Source organism: Providencia vermicola (assembly GCF_020381325.1).
GTDB classification, from domain to species: domain Bacteria; phylum Pseudomonadota; class Gammaproteobacteria; order Enterobacterales; family Enterobacteriaceae; genus Providencia; species Providencia vermicola.
In genome coordinates, this window is sequence record NZ_JAGSPI010000011.1 from 1 (window position 1) to 18,551 (window position 18,551).

The 18,551-nt window shown below is 42.5% G+C and carries 13 protein-coding genes; 2 read left to right on the forward strand and 11 right to left on the reverse strand.

What is annotated here, in order from left to right; translation table 11 throughout:
• Positions 1–895: 895 nt before the first annotated feature.
• The 6 genes from KDJ85_RS15875 to KDJ85_RS15900 are packed head-to-tail and all read right to left on the reverse strand — an operon-like array spanning position 896 to position 7,168.
• Complete coding sequence (locus KDJ85_RS15875; RefSeq protein WP_225820478.1) at positions 896–2,152, reverse strand: amino acid deaminase; 1,257 nt, start codon at positions 2,150–2,152, stop codon at positions 896–898.
• Between the two features lie 22 nt (positions 2,153–2,174).
• Positions 2,175–3,626 (reverse strand): sodium:solute symporter family protein, encoded by a 1,452-nt coding sequence (locus tag KDJ85_RS15880; RefSeq protein WP_225820479.1) that lies wholly within the window; start codon positions 3,624–3,626, stop codon positions 2,175–2,177.
• 24 nt (positions 3,627–3,650) lie between these two features.
• Positions 3,651–4,046, reverse strand: coding sequence for a RidA family protein (locus KDJ85_RS15885; protein WP_206083793.1), 396 nt, complete (start codon positions 4,044–4,046; stop codon positions 3,651–3,653).
• A gap of 12 nt (positions 4,047–4,058) precedes the next feature.
• Entirely contained in the window at positions 4,059–5,495 is a 1,437-nt protein-coding gene (locus KDJ85_RS15890) for an N-acyl-D-amino-acid deacylase family protein (RefSeq protein WP_225820480.1), read from the reverse strand.
• Positions 5,496–5,513: 18 nt separating this feature from the next.
• The gene (locus KDJ85_RS15895) at positions 5,514–6,140 is read right to left on the reverse strand and encodes a 2-dehydro-3-deoxy-6-phosphogalactonate aldolase (protein ID WP_225820481.1); all 627 of its coding nucleotides are present in this window, start codon (positions 6,138–6,140) and stop codon (positions 5,514–5,516) included.
• A gap of 32 nt (positions 6,141–6,172) precedes the next feature.
• Positions 6,173–7,168 (reverse strand): 2-dehydro-3-deoxygalactonokinase, encoded by a 996-nt coding sequence (locus tag KDJ85_RS15900; protein WP_225820482.1) that lies wholly within the window; start codon positions 7,166–7,168, stop codon positions 6,173–6,175.
• A 253-nt stretch (positions 7,169–7,421) separates the two neighbouring features.
• Between KDJ85_RS15900 and KDJ85_RS15905 the strand changes: the two genes are divergently transcribed.
• A complete protein-coding gene (locus KDJ85_RS15905) occupies positions 7,422–8,204 on the forward strand; it encodes an IclR family transcriptional regulator (RefSeq protein ID WP_225820483.1) in 783 nt (260 codons plus the stop codon).
• Between the two features lie 120 nt (positions 8,205–8,324).
• On the opposite strand, the gene narI is transcribed toward KDJ85_RS15905, so the two are convergent.
• The 5 genes from narI to KDJ85_RS15930 form a co-directional block, all read right to left on the reverse strand.
• On the reverse strand, positions 8,325–9,002 hold the full coding sequence (gene narI, locus KDJ85_RS15910) for a respiratory nitrate reductase subunit gamma (RefSeq protein ID WP_219244761.1): 678 nt from the start codon (positions 9,000–9,002) through the stop codon (positions 8,325–8,327).
• Positions 8,999–9,721 carry a nitrate reductase molybdenum cofactor assembly chaperone gene (gene narJ, locus KDJ85_RS15915; RefSeq protein ID WP_225820484.1) on the reverse strand — a complete coding sequence of 241 codons (723 nt, stop codon included), beginning with the start codon at positions 9,719–9,721 and terminating at the stop codon, positions 8,999–9,001. The genes narI and narJ overlap by 4 nt, the downstream gene beginning before the upstream one ends.
• Positions 9,718–11,259 carry a nitrate reductase subunit beta gene (gene narH, locus KDJ85_RS15920; RefSeq protein WP_225820485.1) on the reverse strand — a complete coding sequence of 514 codons (1,542 nt, stop codon included), beginning with the start codon at positions 11,257–11,259 and terminating at the stop codon, positions 9,718–9,720. Before narH ends, narJ begins: the two co-directional genes overlap by 4 nt.
• Positions 11,259–15,020 carry a nitrate reductase subunit alpha gene (locus tag KDJ85_RS15925; protein ID WP_225820486.1) on the reverse strand — a complete coding sequence of 1,254 codons (3,762 nt, stop codon included), beginning with the start codon at positions 15,018–15,020 and terminating at the stop codon, positions 11,259–11,261. Before KDJ85_RS15925 ends, narH begins: the two co-directional genes overlap by 1 nt.
• Positions 15,021–15,089: 69 nt before the next feature.
• A complete protein-coding gene (locus KDJ85_RS15930; RefSeq protein WP_275967695.1) occupies positions 15,090–16,487 on the reverse strand; it encodes a NarK family nitrate/nitrite MFS transporter in 1,398 nt (465 codons plus the stop codon).
• Between the two features lie 334 nt (positions 16,488–16,821).
• On the opposite strand from KDJ85_RS15930, the gene narX reads away from it, so the two are divergent.
• Positions 16,822–18,549 (forward strand): nitrate/nitrite two-component system sensor histidine kinase NarX, encoded by a 1,728-nt coding sequence (gene narX, locus KDJ85_RS15935; RefSeq protein ID WP_225820487.1) that lies wholly within the window; start codon positions 16,822–16,824, stop codon positions 18,547–18,549.
• Positions 18,550–18,551 lie beyond the last annotated feature (2 nt).

Genomic DNA, 18,551 nt, shown 5'->3' on the forward strand with positions numbered 1-18,551 from the left:
AGATGTGTATAAGAGACAGCATTAAACGTGTTAATAATAAATAAATAAACATTTTATTACAATAAGTTATGCGATACTTCCCATATAACAGCAAACAAGTAAAAAAACACAAATTAACAATTACTAATGATTAATCATACTCATATATATATAGTGAAAATAAAACAAAACAACAAGAAATCATTAAACCAACAACAGTAAAAAAATTTCAAACCAAATTAAAACACCAAGAAAAGCATTACAAAAATATTCAAAGTGTGTTTTTTTGTAACTTTCAATATTTATTTTAGAGTAAAAAAACCATAACATCCGTTTATAAAACGACAAAATCAAAGTCAAAAAAAAATAAATAAATAAATAAATAAAGTTATTAAGCTACCTTACATAATCCACTAGATTCATCTACTCTCTAGGAAAAAAATATTAGAAATTATAATGATTCAATAGCACTGAATAACTCCATCATTTCAATATTATTCATAATTATTAGTTTATCCTTTACACTAGCGATGATTACGTAATAATGAAGATGATCCCATCTATTATTATCCTCATTTATCTAATATTAACTTCAAGTCATCTTTTAAAAATCCCCTTAAATACTCTTTGATTTAGGTCAAAGAAATCCTTTATCTATATTAGAAAAATTGAATATACCTGACACCTAATTTTTAGTTTATAGCGATAGAACATCAACCCTGCCACCGTCTTGCCAGTAAAAACTGAAATATATCTGATATCGTAAAATCACTTTATGAGGTAAAACTTTGAAGCTGGCAATTCAAACGTTGTGCGCTAATGTCCAATGGCACTGGCAGTTGACATTACAAAAATAAATAAAAAAACCAGCTACTTAACAAAGAAGCTGGTTTTAATTAACAAACAAGAATGTGGTTTAGAAAAACGTTGGCATATCCTCTAGAACGTTATATTCATCATCCGTTAGGTAAATAACTTTCCACTTATCAAACGTAATGCACGGGTGCGATGTACCAAAAACAAGGATGTCCCCTACTTGAAAATAACAACTTTCATCAAAAGATAAAATGGCATGTTGGTCCATTAAACCAATCGTTTTTGCCCCCCCTCGTTGGAAGGAAAGTTGCTGACCATCTCGATATTGAGCTAAAGGTTGAGGTAACCCAGCATCAAATGCGACATCTCTTTTACCAAAATTAACGATTGCCCGCCCTTTTTCAGGAACCGACTGCACTAATGCCACAATTTCCATTGCAGGCATCAAGTCCCCTTCTAACTGACAAGCGATACTGTCCCTTGCTTTGAGGGCTTTTTGAGCCTCATCATAAATGCCATGGTCATGTGTGATATAACAACCAGGGCGAATGACAAAGCGAAAAGACTTTGAAAAGGTAAACTCTGCCACCTTCTTACTCACAAGGTCATACCAAACTGAACCTGCTCCTGTGAGTAATACCTCACCCTGATATCTATCAAATGCCCCCAATCTATCGAGTTTTTGGCTCGTCGCTAAGACTCGCTGTAAGAATTGCTGTACCTCATTAATGTCTTTTTCTGCATCATCGCTATGAATAACACCCTCATAAAATTCAATTCCAGCGATGACTAAAGAGGGTAATGCTTTTAATTCCTCAGCTAACAACAGCGCTTCATTTTCTGTACGGCAACCACAACGCCCACCATTAACACCCAGTTCAATCAAAACATTCAATGTTTGGTTTTCGCGTGAAAAAACCTCGGCAAGTTGCTTAGCATTTTGAATACTATCAACACAACAATACAGGTTGGCTTGATTGAGTTTAACCAGTTCGACAAGTAACCGAATATTCGTTTTACCGACAACCTGATTAGCAATCACAATGTGTTTAATACCCGATTCAATTGCCACCTTTGCCTGATAAACAGTTCCAACACTCAATCCCCACGCACCTTGTGCGATTTGGCGTTTGAAAATTGCGGGGGTCATCGTCGTTTTACCATGAGGTGATAACGACACATTCACGGTGTTCGCATAATGTTGCATCCATACAATATTATTTTCTAATTCACGCTGTTTCACAACCACCGCCGGTAAACACACGTCCTCGTGAAGAATGTTTATCTGCGCACTCTCTGAGTTAGGCAACCTCGCCGACTTATGCTTTATCTCTTCGAGAAAATTATATTTCGTCATTTGCATCTCTCAATTTGAACATTTATTTACTTTTCGCCGTATTTTCTCTTTCGTGGGTAATGTTTTCTAAAACTTCCTCACGGCTGAGTTTATTTTTTGGTGTCACTAGAGTAACAACCACCGCACAAACCAAGCTGATCAATAATGCAGGGATCACAGGGTTACCTAATTTTGCAGACCACTCTGGGGTTAAAATAATCGTTAACGATGTTGAACTTCCCGCCACCAGCGCGGCTATACAACCTTGCCAGTTAAAGCGATGCCAGAATTTACCTAATAACACGGTGATACAAAGCCCTGACATAATCATTGAAATCATTTTAGTGATATAGCCAATGATGTCATTTGAGGTCAATGCGAACACCAGTGCAAGCAAGATAACGCCAAGTAAGAAAATCCGAGATAAGTTAATCGCTTTTTCTGGTGGTGGCATTTTCCCTGTTACCATCGTATAGATGTCACGTAGAATTATCGAAACCCCTGCGATAGCGTCAGAGCTACCTGATGACATGTTAGCTGACATACCTGCGATCAATACCACCATTGCCAGTACATGCGGTAACGCATTGGTTGCATATAAGAAAGCAAAACTGCTGTTTTCTAAATTAGGCTCCATTACATGGGTTGCCATACCGATAATTGCAGGTAAGAACGAGAACCCCATATATAAGACACCAGTAATAATGAATGATTGGCGAATGGCTTTTGTTGACGCTGCTGAATAAATACGCTGACGATAGGAAGGCGTCGCTAGAACACCAATACCAATCACAATTGCAAGTGAAATGGCAGGTAGCATGCCAAGTTTACCAATCCCAAATAACGTGAACGCTTTCGGATCCGTATTTTGTACAACGACATCCCATCCGCCAACGTAGCTCACTGAGGCGACGGCAAGAATAATAAACCCGAGGAATAAGACGATGGATTGTAATGTATCGATCCATGAAACAGCTTTATAACCACCGATACCCACATAGAATACAAACCCAACAGCAATGATGATCTTCGCAACTGTGATATCAATGTCTGCAGCCCATGCCAAGTATAAGCCGCCCCCAAGGATGTGCGCACCTAACCAACCAATTGATGCTAAGAAGATTAATATTGCAACCAGGTTTTTGACTAAGCGGCTGCCACCTGTGTAGTAACAAATTTCCTCACTCATTGTCATAAAGCGATAGTTTCTTACTGGCGCAAATAACCAAGCAGTAAGTAAGATCCCCGTTGCGCCGCCGATGCCATATAACATACCAGCCCAACCATTCGAATAACCAAAACTCACCGCACCAATACTTGACCCTGTTCCCACCATCGTTCCGACAGTAGACCCTAAGGTGAGTAACATCGGTAATTTTCTGCCGCCAAGAATGAAATCTTCACCTGTCTTTTGATGCCTTGTTACATACCAACCAATGAACATCATGACGAACGCATACAGCAAAAACCACATTAAGAAATTATTATGTTCCATAATAGCCCCTCATCGTCTCAGCGATTAAGATTTGAACTTGCTGTTAAAGCAGGTGATGTCCACTTCAACCATGCAATCAACCACAAGATCTGCAACAAAACAGACTCTTGCTGGTGGATGTTCAGCAAAGAATTGCTGAAACACTTTATTAAAGGACTGAAAGTACCGAGCATCACTCAAAACTACTTTCATATGCACAATATCTTGGCGCTCAAAGCCCGCGTCTTTCATGATGTTTAAGCAGTTTTCGATAGCCAGTTTTGATTGTGCGATAATGCCGCCATCAATCACTTCGCCATCAACCATCGGTGTTTGCCCTGATACATATAACCAGCCGTCCGCTAGCACAGCTTTCGAAAAAGGTAATGATTGCCCACCAGTCCCTTTTGAACCTTCAACGCCAAATCGTTTAATCATTATTATTTCTCTCTTTTATTTATTTCTTTCTAAGAATTTACCTGCTCTATCCCCAGTCATTTCTTTTGCGGTATAGGTCAGAACACCATTAACAAAAACATATTCAATGCCATCTGCTTTCTGCTTTGGATCTTGGAACGTCGAGGTTTCATTAATTTTTATTGGGTCAAATAAGACGATATCTGCAAAAAAGTTTTCTTTGATAAGCCCTCTATCCTTCAAAGAAAAACGCTGAGCCGACATGCCCGTCATCTTGTAAATTGCGGTGGTCATTGGGAACAGTTTTTCATCACGGCTGTAGTGACTAATAATGCGTGGAAAGGTGCCCCATAAACGTGGATGCGGATTAGGGTCGCGGGGTAAGCCATCTGAGCCCACCATGCTGCTTGGGTGCTGCAATACGCGGCGAACATCGTCTTCATGCATTTGAAAATAGATAGCACCCGCAGGGACGATTTTTTCCGCCACTTGGTAAATATCGATATCCCACATTGTGGCGATATCTTTCAGTGTCTTACCTGCAACATCAGGGAATGGCGTTGACCAAGTCACTAGGATGTCATAATCCTCAGTGACTTGCGTGATATCTAAGTTTGAAGAGCCCGCTCTATAGGGGTAGCAATCACAGTTAATATCTTGCATTACTTGGTATTTTTCGATTAACGCGAGCGTCTCTTTAGTGCGTCCCCAGTTTTTTGCCCCTGCACACTTATGGTGAGAAATTTGCACGGGTACTTTTGCATGGCGGCCAATATGAAAAGCTTCATGCATTGCATCAATTATTCCGTCATATTCGGTACGCATATGCGTGGTGTAAATGCCTTGATACTCTGCTAATAATTCAGCTAGCTCACAGATTTCTTCTGTGGATGAGTTGATGGCATTACCGTAAGACAGCCCTGTGCTTAGCCCTAAAGCACCTTCATTTAATGCAGACTCTAAAACTTGCTTCATCTGCTCGATATTGCTCTGAGTCGCAGGTTTTAATAAATCCGAAACACAGTTATTTCTTAATGTGGTATGGCCAATCAATGTCGCTACATTAACGGTTGGCGTAATTTCATTAATTTTCTGTTTATAGCTAGCCAAATCTGAGAAATTAAATTCATTTAATTCCCCCAGCAAATTAATTGGGTCAGGGACTTCATCTTTCAATGTGGCGCATGCAGCACTGATCCCACAGTTACCAACAATAATGGTGGTAACACCCTGTGATGTTTTTTCAATATATTCTGGTTTATCTATGACAATTAAATCATCATGCGTATGAACATCAATAAACCCAGGCGATAAAATTAACCCTGAACAATCAATTATTTTTTCAGACTCTTCGTTAATATTTTCAGCAATTTTAATAATGCGGCTATCTTTAATTGCCACATCGCTGATAAATTCATTTTTACCACTGCCATCAATAACAGTGGCATTTTTAAAAACATAATCGAATTTCATTTTAATATCTCTTTTAAATTAATAATTTTGATTTTTAAATGCGATATATGCAGATATAAATGCTTTCGCGTTTTCTCTGGTTTTCTCTGGTGATTGGCCGACTCGGTAAAGGTCGTTCCCAAGCCCTGCGCCGTAACAGCCAATGCTTAGGTACTCATGTAAGTTTTGTGGCGTCACGCCACCAACGGCATAAATAGCTATTTCTTTAGGGATCACTGACATCAGTGACTTAATATAGTTAACACCTAGCGGCGCAGTTGGAAATATTTTTAAGTTACAAGCACCTGCATCAATCGCTGTCAATGCCTCAGTAGCTGTTGCACAACCTGGATATATTTCCATCTTGTTTGCTAAAGATGATTTGATCACCGAAACATTAATGTTCGGTGTGACAATAATCTTTGCGTTCATTGCTGCTAATTTTTCAACATTCTGTTGATTCAGGACGGTTCCTGCCCCTATTTTTAATTTATTGCCATAGTGCTGAATAGCTAATGGAATACTCTTTTCCCATTCAGGGGAGTTCAACGGAATTTCTATATATTGAAAACCTTCTTCCGCCAGTATTGAAACATGTTCTAAAACCTCTTCAGGTTTAATTCCACGCAGTATTGCAATTAAAGGGATTTCATTTTCAATATTCATCTAATCACCTAATAACAAATTATTAAGAATGCTTATTTATATTCTGTGAGGTTTAATATTGAAATTGCACCTAACCCAGAATACGGCTGTTCCTTTTTATCTTTTAATACGCTGATTTCACCCGTGAAATAACTATCATTTTTAATTAATAATTGAAGCGCATTTGCTAAGATAGGTTTTCCACTAATCACAATTTTTATATCGTTAGTCACACATAAGGCTTGGCTGTTTTTTATCGCAAGTAAATCTGATGCTAAAATCGCGCCTAATAAAAAACTCGATTTTTGGTCAAGAGTAGCTTGTGTAAAAAGATCTAATAATCTGACTGAAAAACAGCTTCTGGCAATCCCTACTTGCTGACTTAACTCAGCGCCCTTGAGTAAATATTCGCGATCAAGTTGCTGGACAAATTGATGCTCTAATGAGCTTGCGAGTATCGTTTGGTGCGTCAGCGTATCGAAGATTTCCCCTGCCATCGTGGTTGCCAGTGCAATCACATTTTTATTGTCATCAATGCGAACAAACTTTGAATGCGAACCTGGTAAGATAACCAGCGAAGCGCCTAAATTTGGCTGCTGTGATAAGATACCGAAGATCTCAACCTCTTCACCGCGCATCACATCCATACTTTCAATAGAGCCAAACGTTAATTCCGTGGTTTTATTTTTAATTCCCGGTATAAAAATAATTGGTTTTTCACTAATTTCATTTATCACACGCGCACTGGTCTTTTGTGCGAGCTGTCTCATCGAAACTGGAGTCACTTCATGGGGCAGATGGCATAACCCAATTTCTGAAGTAATCATACCCGATGCCACTAAGCGATAATTTTTCCTTTCCTCATCACTAAACTTTGCTAAAAGTTGTGCCAAAAGCGTTTTTATTGATTGAATTAAACGCACATTATTTCCATTTTTCGCACAATCCCGAATCCCAACTTCCGCGCTCAGCTCTCCCACAACCATATTGTTTCGCCATGCTCTCACGCGGGTATTTGTTGTCCCTGTATCAATGGTCACTATCAACATATTTATCCCTTTAAAATAATGGAACGTCGTTCCTTTTTAAGGAAGATACATTAAAATATAGGAATGTCGTTCCATTTATATGAGAATGACGATCGTGATCACAATCAGTAACGTAAAGATAAGGCTTATCAATTAATTACAGATCTCTCGCCTTTACGTACAAAAAGAGTCATAACAAGGAGAAAATGGAACGACGTTTAATTCACATGAAATTGTGCGTACAATGACCCCCAGCGCATGTAAGGAGCCAACAATGACGAAAGACAGCCAAGCAAACTCATCAAACATTGATAGAGTACTGACCATCCTTGAAGAGATAAGTAATCATTCCGATGGAATTTCATTGGCAGAATTGGTTAAAAACACAGGGATCGCCAAAACCACTGCGTTTCGGATACTAGAGACGTTAAAAGAACGTCAATATGTCAGCATCGATCACCTTACAGAGCGTTATAACCTTGATTTAAAAAGCCTTGAACTTGGAATTAAAGGTTTAATGAATGTCAATTTAGTTGAAGTTTCAATCCCTTATTTAAAAACACTATCGAGCTCAACATTCGAAACCTGCTTTTTGGGGGTCTATAACAGCGGACATGTGGTGTACCTGTATAAAAGCGAAGGTACCCTCTCAATTCAAACAACTGCAAAATTAGGGGCAAGGCTACCCGCCTATTGCACAGGGATTGGGAAAGCACTTTTAGCGTTCCAACCTTTGGAAGAAATTGATGAGGTTCTGGATAAACCGCTGGTGAAATTCACGGAAAAAACCGTTGTCGATAGAATGAAACTGTATGAATTGTTGGCAGATATTCGTTTGAAAGGCTTTTCTTTAGATGATGAAGAAAACGAAGAAGGGCTAACGTGTGTTGCAAGGCCAATATTTAACTACACTGGCAATATTGTTGGGGCTATCAGTGTTGCAGGCCCAACACACCGTATGCTACCCAAAATAGATAGAGTCAACGATGAACTTGCCCATGTTTGTTTGCTGATTTCTCGCCGTCTGGGCTATATCGAACCCGCCGTCAGCAAATAAACACAAAAAAACCCCATCTAACATGTTAGGTGGGGTGCCAAAATAGCCATATTTGTTGTTTACACAAGAATCAATTACACAAGAGCAATGTACTGGCTCACTTCCCTGTGAAACCTGAACTTAGTGGCGATTTCTCACCAACTGATACCGACGACTTAGGTATTCGATAGGTGCACTCCAGATGTGCACTAAACGGCAGAATGGGAAGAGTAAGAATATCGTCATCCCCAACACGATGTGCAGCTTGAATACGATACCAACGCCTTCAAGGTAATTAGACGCTCCCCAATGGAATGTCACAACAGACTGTGCCCATCCTACTAACTTCAGCATTTCACTGCCATCCATGTGCTGCGCAGAGAATGGAATAGTGAGTAGCCCTAAACACACTTGCACCATCAGCAACACCATAATCATAATGTCACCAAAGGAAGATGTTGCGCGAATACGTGGGTTAGTTAGTCGGCGTTTCAATAACATCGCTCCACCAATTAACATCATCACCCCCGCAGAGCCGCCCCCAATCATCGCCATCAACTGCTTGATATGCATTGGTAGGAAAGATTCATACATCCAATGTGGTGTTAACATCCCCAGAAAATGGCCGACAAAAATCCCAATAATTCCCAAATGGAATAAATTGGATGCCAGACGCATATTCTTTTTATCTAACATTTGGCTCGAACCCGCACGCCACGTGTATTGACCGTAGTCATAGCGCAGCCAGCTGCCGACAATAAACACAGTGCCCGCAATATATGGGTAGATGTCGAAGAAGAATTGATTGAGAAAATTCATTTTTGCACTCCTACATGGCTGCTCGTACCAAGATCCAAGTATTGTGGCGTGATGGCATTGGCAAAACGGTGTTGATGGGCGGTGACTTCCCCACCGCAGGTTTTCTCATCCGCAAAAAACGTCACTTGTTCCTCTTCCCACACAGCATCAAGGGCTTGAGGGGTATCATCCCGCGCTTCTGATGCCACTTTTTCGCTAAGTTGTTCAGTGGAAATTTCGCTATTGGATAACTCAAGTAATATCTCAAACAAGCTCGCAAAGCGGCTTTCACGCTGCTTTAATCTTTCCCCTAATAACGCTAAGATTGGCGCGATATCGTGCAATCCCCCCACGGTTTCTTGAGGTGATAAAACGGTGAGATACTCCAAGTAAATGGGCAAATGGTCGGGCAGCTCTTTGCAATCAATTTGCAGGCCATGCTGCTGGTACTGCCCCATTAAATCGACCATCGCTTGGCCACGGTCGCGGGATTCTCCATGAACATGCTCGAATAACAGTAACGATGTTGCGCGCCCTCTATCAAACAGCTCACAATATTGCGCCTGCATATCTAACAAGTCGTCATTGAGATATTCGCGCACAAACATCATCAACTGAATAGCACGAGTAACAGATAATTCATCTGCTTGCTCTAATGCTTCGATTAGCTCATCGCGGTGCTGCCACAGCGCCTCTGACGGGTATTCTAACAGCCGAGAAATCACTCTTAACGTCATCATAGTGTGTTCTCCTGCGCTGTTTTTGGCGTCACATCAATGGCATCAATACGTCTGCTATTAAACAGGTTGGTTTTGCTATCACTACCATGGCAACCATCACCAAAACTAAAGCCACAAGATTTGGCTTCAGGGAACGCTTCACGCGCTAATTCACGGTGACTGGATGGGATCACAAAACGGTCTTCATAGTTAGCAATTGCCAAGTAACGGTACATTTCTTGTGCTTGCGCTTCCGTTAACCCTACTTGCTCTAACGCACTAGTATCACATTGGTTCTCCACGGTTTCTGCACGTTTATAATGGCGCATCGCTAACATGCGTTTTAGCGCTAACAGCACAGGTTCCGTGTCCCCCGCGGTCAATAAATTGGCGAGATACTGCACGGGAATGCGCAGGCTTTCCACATCAGGTAATACGCCGTTGTTCGCCAATAACCCCGAATCAGCGACAGATTGAATTGGCGACAAAGGCGGCACATACCATACCATTGGCAATGTGCGGTATTCAGGGTGCAGCGGCAGCGCTAGTTTCCACTCCATCGCCATTTTATACACTGGCGATTTCTGTGCTGCATCGATCACACTTAATGGGATCCCCTGTTTCTGCGCTTCTTCAATCACTTTCGGGTCGTGTGGATCAAGGAATACATCAAGCTGGCTTTGGTATAGCTCCGTCTCTTTTTCCACACTCGCCGCAGATTCAATTTTATCGGCGTCATACAGCAATACACCTAAATAACGGATACGCCCAACACAGGTTTCCGAGCAAACTGTTGGCATGCCAGATTCAATGCGTGGGTAACAGAAAATACATTTTTCTGACTTGCCGCTTTTCCAGTTAAAGTAGATTTTTTTGTACGGGCAGCCTGTCAGGCACATGCGCCAGCCACGGCATTTGTCTTGGTCAATCAGGACGATACCGTCTTCAGAGCGTTTGTAAATCGCACCACTTGGGCACGTTGCAACACAAGCAGGGTTCAAGCAATGTTCACACAGGCGTGGCAAATACATCATGAATGTATTTTCAAATTGCCCATACATCTCTTTTTGGATGTGCTCAAAGTTTTTGTCTGCAGCGCGTTTCGCAAATTCGCCACCGAGGTCATCTTCCCAGTTAGGCCCCATTTTCACGTTGCTCATCCGTTCGCCTGTGATCAATGACCGTGGACGCGCAGTTGGCACATGTTTGCCTTCTTTGGCATTTTTTAAATGGCCGTAGTCATAATTAAATGGCTCATAATAATCATCCAAAGCAGGCACATCTGGGTTAGCAAAGATTTTAGACAGCACGCCCACTTTATTCCCCATACGAGGAACCAGTTTGCCTTTAATGGTGCGAATCCAGCCGCCTTTCCATTTTTCCTGATCTTCCCAGTGGTGGGGATAACCGATACCTGGTTTGGTCTCAACATTATTAAACCACGCGTATTCAATACCTTCGCGACTGGTCCAGACATTTTTACAGGTCACTGAGCACGTATGGCAACCAATACATTTATCGAGGTTTAGCACCATGCCGACTTGAGAACGAATTTTCATTATGCTTTCTCCTTTCCGCTCAAGGTCTGCTGATAGGCATCGTTTTCCCCATCCAGCCAGTCGACCTGTTTCATTTTGCGAACAACCACAAATTCATCACGGTTAGAACCCACGGTTCCGTAGTAATTGAAGCTATAAGCGAGATGGGCGTAACCGCCAATCATATGGGTCGGTTTCGGGCAAACACGCGTTACTGAGTTATGAATTCCCCCGCGCTGCGCCGTAATTTCTGACCCTGGCAAGTTGATCAACCGCTCTTGTGCGTGGTACATCATGATCATGCCATCAGGGATCCGTTGGCTGACGATCGCTTTTGCTGTCAGCGCCCCATTGCTGTTAAACGCTTCGACCCAATCATTATCTTCAATACCTAACTCGCGGGCATCGTCCTCACTTAGCCAAACTACTGGGCCACCACGACCGAGTGTCAACATCAATAAGTTGTCGCTATAAGTGGAGTGAATACCCCATTTTTGGTGTGGCGTTAGGAAATTCAACGCTTTTTCAGGGTAACCGTTGGATTTTTTACCCATTAAAGGCTGAGCCGCACGCGTATCAATTGGCGGGCGATATACCACGAGACTTTCACCAAAGGCACGCATCCATTCATGGTCTTGATATAACTGCTGACGACCACTAAGCGTACGCCATGGGATCATCTCGTGAACGTTGGTATAACAAGCGTTGTAAGAGACATGTTCATCTTCTAAGCCTGACCACGTTGGGCTGGAAATGATCTTACGTGGCTGAGCCACAATATCGCGGAAGCGAATTTTCTCATCTTCTTTGTAGCGTGCTAAATGCGTATGGTCGCGCCCTGTCACCTGACTTAATGCATCCCACGCTTTCACGGCCACTTGTCCATTGGTTTCAGGTGCTAAGGTTAAAATCACCTCGGCAGCATCAATGGCAGTGTCAATTTTAGGGCGGCCTGCATTAGCCCCAGCAGGCTGGGTTTTATTCAGTTTTTTCAGGAAATCAACTTCATCTTGTGTATTCCAACTGATCCCTTTCCCGCCATTCCCTAACTTGTCCATTAATGGGCCAAGGGAGGTAAAACGTGCGTAAGTATTGGGGTAGTCGCGTTCAACACAAATAATGTGCGGTGCCGTTTTTCCAGGAATCAGCTCGCACTGGCCTTTTTTCCAATCTCTCACATCAAGAGGTTGCGCCATTTCAGCCTTACTGTCGTGCTGGATTGGCAGTGTGACGACATCCGTTTCTTTATCTAGATGGCCGACACTGACATCTGAGAAGGCCTTGGCAATGCCTTTGTAGATTTCCCAATCGCTTTTTGATTCCCAAGCGGGATCAACCGCGGCAGATAATGGGTGAATAAACGGATGCATATCCGAGGTATTCATATCGTCTTTTTCATACCAAGTGGCGGTCGGTAGAATAACGTCTGAGAACAGGCAGGTGCTCGACATTCTGAAATCGAGAGTCACCACTAAATCCACTTTCCCTTGTGCAGCGTCATCTTGCCATTCCACCTCTTCAGGTTTCACACCACCTTGTTGACCTAAGTCTTTGCCTTGAATACCATTTTCAGTACCTAATAAATATTTCAATAAATATTCATGGCCTTTCCCTGCGGAACCCAACAGGTTTGAGCGCCAAATAAACAGGTTACGTGGGAAGTTTTGCGGGTCATCTGGTTGTTCCGCTGCAAAACGAATATTGCCGTCTTTCAATTGCTTAACAGTGTAATCCACTGGGGAAAGCCCTGCGTCTTGTGCCTGTTTAGCAATATTGATTGGGTTAACGCTTAATTGTGGTGCAGATGGCAACCAACCCATTCTTTCCGCACGCACATTCATGTCCACTAAACTACCGCTAAATGCTTTTTTATCCGCTAAAGGTGAAAGTAACTCTTCCGTCCCCACTGTTTCATAACGCCATTGGCTTGAATGGTTATAGAAGAATGATGTGCTGTTCATATGGCGTGGTGGGCGCTGCCAATCAAGACCAAAAGCCAGTGGCGTCCAGCCTGTTTGTGGGCGCAATTTTTCCTGACCGACGTAATGTGACCAACCACCGCCGCTTTGCCCCACGCAACCACAGAAAATCAGCATGTTGATAATTGCGCGGTAAGTCATGTCCATGTGATACCAGTGGTTGATACCCGCTCCGACAATCACCATCGCACGGCCGTGGGTTTTCTCTGCGGTATCCGCAAATTCACGGGCGATACGAATGATATTTTGGCGGCTCACCCCAGTGACTTTTTCAGCCCATGCAGGGGAATAGGCTTTCATATCATCGTAATCAATGGCACAGTTTTCATCACCAAAACCACGGTCAATGCCGTAGTTAGCAAGCATCAAATCATACACGCTAGTAACCAGTGACTCACTGCCATCCGCAAGCTGAATACGTTTCACGGGTAATTTGTGCAGCAAAACATCTTTCAGTTCAACATGTTGGAAATGTTCGCTTTCTAAACCACCAAAGTATGGAAAACCAACCTCAACAAATTCATCGTGCGTATCTGCAAGGCTGAGTTGCATTTTGATCTGGTGTGCATCTTGCCCTGCACGCGGTTCTAAGTTCCATCTTTGGCTGTCATCCCAACGGAATCCCATCGAGCCTTGAGGGGCACACAGAGCCCCTGTTTCTTCATCAATCGCGATGGTTTTCCATTCCGCATTTTTCTCTTCGCCTAAAGAATCAACGAGATCCGAAGCACGCAGCATACGCCCAGCAACATAGGCACCGTTTTCATGCTTATCGAGTATCACCAACATAGGCATATCGGTGTAGGTGCGAACATATTCACGGAAATATTCCGCTTCACGTTTGACGTGGAATTCGTTAAGGATGACATGCCCCATCGCCATCGCCATGGCACTGTCAGTCCCTTGTTTTGGGTTCAGCCAATGGTCGCAGAATTTGGTGATTTCTGCGTAATCTGGCGTGACAGCAACAGTTTTCGTCCCTTTGTAGCGGACTTCTGCAAAGAAGTGAGCATCAGGCGTACGAGTTTGCGGGACGTTCGAGCCCCAAGCAATAATGTAGGATGAGTTATACCAGTCTGCAGATTCTGGTACGTCCGTTTGCTCGCCCCACGTCATTGGGGAGGCAGGCGGTAAGTCGCAGTACCAATCGTAGAAGCTCAGGCAAGCGCCACCAATAAGGGATAAATAGCGGGCACCTGACGCATAAGACACCATCGACATCGCAGGGATTGGCGAAAAACCGACAATGCGGTCAGGGCCAAATTCCTTAATCGTCGCCACGTTAGCAGCTGCAATTAACTCGTTCACTTCCTGCCAGCTGGAGCGAACAAAACCACCGCGACCACGAGCTTGTTTGTAACTCTGCGCTTTTTCTGGGTCGCTAATGATGGATAACCATGCTGCGACAGGGTCTTGGTGCTCTGCTTTTGCATCGCGCCATAATTTCAGTAAACGCTTACGCATCATCGGGTATTTCACGCGATTTGCACTGTATAAATACCATGAATAACTGGCACCACGCGGACAACCACGAGGCTCGTGATCAGGTAAATCTGGGCGGGTGCGTGGGTAGTCAGTTTGTTGTGTTTCCCACGTTACAAGGCCATTTTTGACGTAAATTTTCCAGCTACATGAACCAGTGCAGTTAACGCCGTGGGTCGAACGCACGACTTTATCGTGCTGCCAGCGGCTGCGGTAACCATCTTCCCAATCACGGTTAACATTGAGTTCTTGACCATGGTTGCCTGCGAAGGTATCACCCAGCTGCTTAAAATAACGAAATCTATCTAAAAATTTGCTCATTCGGATTGCCTCCAAAGAGACGGCGACCGCCGCCGTACATTGCTTAAAAAGGGTTTTTATAACTTGTTATTATTTGTGGGTACGTCCGTAAACTAGCCACGTGATAAACACACAAGAGAGATAGAACACAAAGAACACTTTCATGGCATCAGCGGGCGAGCCCGTCAGGGTTAACGACGTCCCAAAAGCTTTTGGAATGAAAAAACCACCAATTGCACCAATGGCAGAGATAAACCCAAGTGCTGCCGCACTTTCTGTTACTGCTTCTTTTTGTGCTTCTTGCTCTGAAGCACCTCTTAATAAGGACTTGTCCATAGTTAATTTGCGAAAAACCACGGCAATCATTTGGAATGTGGAGCCACTGCCTAAACCTGCCGTTAAAAACAGCACCATAAACACACCATAAAACGCACCGAAGGAGCCGCCTTGGCCGTTCTCTGGTAAGGTGAAGAACAGTAAACCTGAAAAAATAGCCATGGCGATAAAGTTCAGGAAAGTGACTTTGACGCCACCAAAACGGTCAGACAGCATGCCACCAAGTGGACGGGCTAATGCGCCTAGGAATGGACCAAAAAAGGCAAATTTCAAGATGACGATATCGGGAAACTGGGTTTTCGACAGCATGGCAAAACCCGCGGAAAAACCGATAAATGAACCAAATGTTGAAAGATATAACAGGCTTAAAATCCACAGGTGTCCACGTTTCAACACAGGAAGCTGCTGTTTTAAAGAGGCTTTATTTGCTGCCAAATCGTTCATGCCAAACCATGCCATCGCCGTAAAGAACAGCAAGAATGGCACCCAAACCCACGCTGCATTTTCCAGCCACAGTACAGAACCATCCGGCTGAACAGCCCCTGTTCCACCCGCAAAAGCAAACACACCCATACCGACAATAAACGGGGCGACTAACTGCATCACGCTAACGCCTAGATTTCCTAGACCACCATTTAAGCCCAGCGCACCACCTTGGCGAGCTTTCGGAAAAAAGAAACTGATATTCGCCATGCTCGACGCAAAGTTTGCTCCCGCAAAACCACAAAGCAGGGAAATAATCACAAAGATTTGGTATGGCGTTGTTGGGTCTTGAATCGCATATCCCAACCAAATACACGGGATAATCAGAAATACAGTGCTAATTGCCGTCCAACGACGACCACCAAAGATAGGAATAACAAAAGAATAGGGCACGCGTAATAAGGCGCCAGAAACGGAAGGCAGTGCGGTTAATAAAAATAATTGGTCAGTGGTAAAATTAAAACCCACTTTATTTAAATTAACAGCAACCGCACTAAATAACATCCATACACAGAATGCGAGCAATAAACACGGAATTGAAATCCACAAATTACGTTTGGCAATTCGCTGACCTGTTTGCTGCCAAAATTGACTTTCTTCAGGACGCCAATCCTGAATTACACCTTTTGGCTGCACAGCCGTATTATTCATCCTCTCTCGTTGAGACATAATTCACCCCGATAAATACGATTTTCTGAGCGCAGTGTGTGGCGAATAAGCCAGCATGAAGCTGATCTAAATCAAGGTAGATTTAAATCAAATTTGGTACGAAATTCAGACCGTCCACCAGAGGGGTATTAGGGGTATTTTTAGTTAACCAATTAAATATAAACGAATAATTTCATACATTAAAAACATTTATTGGTGCGAATTTTAGCAAAAATACTCAGCGAGATATTAGGGAGTAATACCGAAGTGGCATATTCAATTTTGTCTAATAGAGGAACAATAATAGCGTTATAAAAAATATTGAATAATGATGTCATGGAATTAAGGATTATGTATGCCAACTGCGAACCGCCGATTTTCAATCATTAACCAAGTTATTGGCTTAATGCTATTGATTGCTGTACTCGGTATTATTGGCATGGCAATTTCCAACCACATGATTATTAGCGTGCAAGGGAACGCTCACGCAATAAATAAATCGGGGTCGCTAAGAATGCAAAGTTATCATTTGCTTTCATTAACACCACTCAATACCTATTCGGATATTTATCTGAATGAACTTGAACGTGATTTATTAAGTTCTGAATTAACCCAAGTGGTCGAAATAGAGAGTTTAACTAATCAATTTAACGAGCTTCTCCAATATTGGCTAAACGGTTTAAGGCCTGCGCTAGCAAAAGCCACTACCCCCAATGATGCACGTTTTGAGGTTATCACTTTTGTTAATAAAATCGATGAGTTAGTGAAAAATATCGACGAAAAAACAGAACGTAAGATGATCTATGTCGCTATGACTCAAATGGTATTTATCGGCCTCGTTTCCTTATTATTACTCTTCACAATTTGCCATTTTAGAAAGAAAATTTATTACCCTTGGCTAACGCTGTTAAATATGGTGAATGCGATTGGTCATCGGGATTTTAGCCAACGCTATCCAACATATAAAAAACATGATGAGCTAAGCGCCCTTGGGCAAACATTAAATCAAATGTCTGACGAATTAGCGCAAAGTTACCGCCAATTAGAGTCTCATGTCGAAGAAAAAACGGCAGATTTACAGAATAAAAACAGAGTATTGCTGTATTTATATCAATCAAACCGTACATTGCACTCCATTGACCCACTGGCGGTACGACTAGAAAAAGTACTGGTAGAGCTACAAAACCTAACCCCCCTTAAAAATATTAGCTTGCGGCTATATGAAGAAAATAACGATACCTATTTTCATGATATCCACTGTGGTGAATTTCCAGCCCCTGAAACCGTGGAACATCCAACAGTGTTGTCGTGGGATATCTCCGATAATTTACACCGCTATGGGGTTATCCTCGCTGAGATCTCAATAGATAGGCCTTTATCTGATGAACAAAATAATTTAGTGCTAATGTTGGTCAAACAAATCACTGGCATGTTAGCAATGGCGCACCAATTAGAGCAGCAACAACAATTGCTGATTATGGATGAACGCTCGGCAATCGCCAGAGAACTCCATGACTCGATTGCCCAATCGTTATCATGTTTAAAAATGCAAATTAGCTACCTGCAAATGCAGCCAGAACCTTTGCCCAATAAACAACAAAATTTACTCAATGAAATGCGTAATGAAATTAACTCTGCTTATAGCCAATTACGTGAATTATTAACCACCTTTAGATTAAAACTCACTGAACCAGGTTTGTTGCCCTCTTTAGAAAGTACTATCAATGAATTTAGCCAACGTGTTGGCTTTGAAATAAATTTGAATTACCAACTGCCAGCGAAAAGTATTTCGCCTCACCAAGCTATTCATATCATACAGATAATCCGAGAAGCCTTGAGCAATATTCTCAAGCACGCCAATGCAAATTGGTCGCAAGTTTCGTTATTCGAAAATGCAGACGTTATCACCGTTACCATTGAAGATAATGGTGACGGTATTCAACCCCAGCCCACGAAAAATAACCATTATGGGCTGATTATCATGAGGGAAAGGGCTCTGAGCTTAAACGGGGAGTACAAAATTGCACCTCGTGTTCAGGGGGGAACAACAGTCAGTGTCACATTCCCACTAGCTGTGGCTTAATA

Coding starts and splice junctions, on each gene's coding strand:
- KDJ85_RS15875 (WP_225820478.1), bottom strand. CDS start 2,152: ATGACGAAATATAATTTTCTCGAAGAGATAAAGCATAAGTCGGCGAGG.
- KDJ85_RS15880 (WP_225820479.1), bottom strand. CDS start 3,626: ATGGAACATAATAATTTCTTAATGTGGTTTTTGCTGTATGCGTTCGTC.
- KDJ85_RS15890 (WP_225820480.1), bottom strand. CDS start 5,495: ATGAAATTCGATTATGTTTTTAAAAATGCCACTGTTATTGATGGCAGT.
- KDJ85_RS15895 (WP_225820481.1), bottom strand. CDS start 6,140: ATGAATATTGAAAATGAAATCCCTTTAATTGCAATACTGCGTGGAATT.
- KDJ85_RS15900 (WP_225820482.1), bottom strand. CDS start 7,168: ATGTTGATAGTGACCATTGATACAGGGACAACAAATACCCGCGTGAGA.
- KDJ85_RS15905 (WP_225820483.1), top strand. CDS start 7,422: ATGACGAAAGACAGCCAAGCAAACTCATCAAACATTGATAGAGTACTG.
- narI (WP_219244761.1), bottom strand. CDS start 9,002: ATGAATTTTCTCAATCAATTCTTCTTCGACATCTACCCATATATTGCG.
- narJ (WP_225820484.1), bottom strand. CDS start 9,721: ATGATGACGTTAAGAGTGATTTCTCGGCTGTTAGAATACCCGTCAGAG.
- narH (WP_225820485.1), bottom strand. CDS start 11,259: ATGAAAATTCGTTCTCAAGTCGGCATGGTGCTAAACCTCGATAAATGT.
- KDJ85_RS15925 (WP_225820486.1), bottom strand. CDS start 15,020: ATGAGCAAATTTTTAGATAGATTTCGTTATTTTAAGCAGCTGGGTGAT.
- KDJ85_RS15930 (WP_275967695.1), bottom strand. CDS start 16,487: ATGTCTCAACGAGAGAGGATGAATAATACGGCTGTGCAGCCAAAAGGT.
- narX (WP_225820487.1), top strand. CDS start 16,822: ATGCCAACTGCGAACCGCCGATTTTCAATCATTAACCAAGTTATTGGC.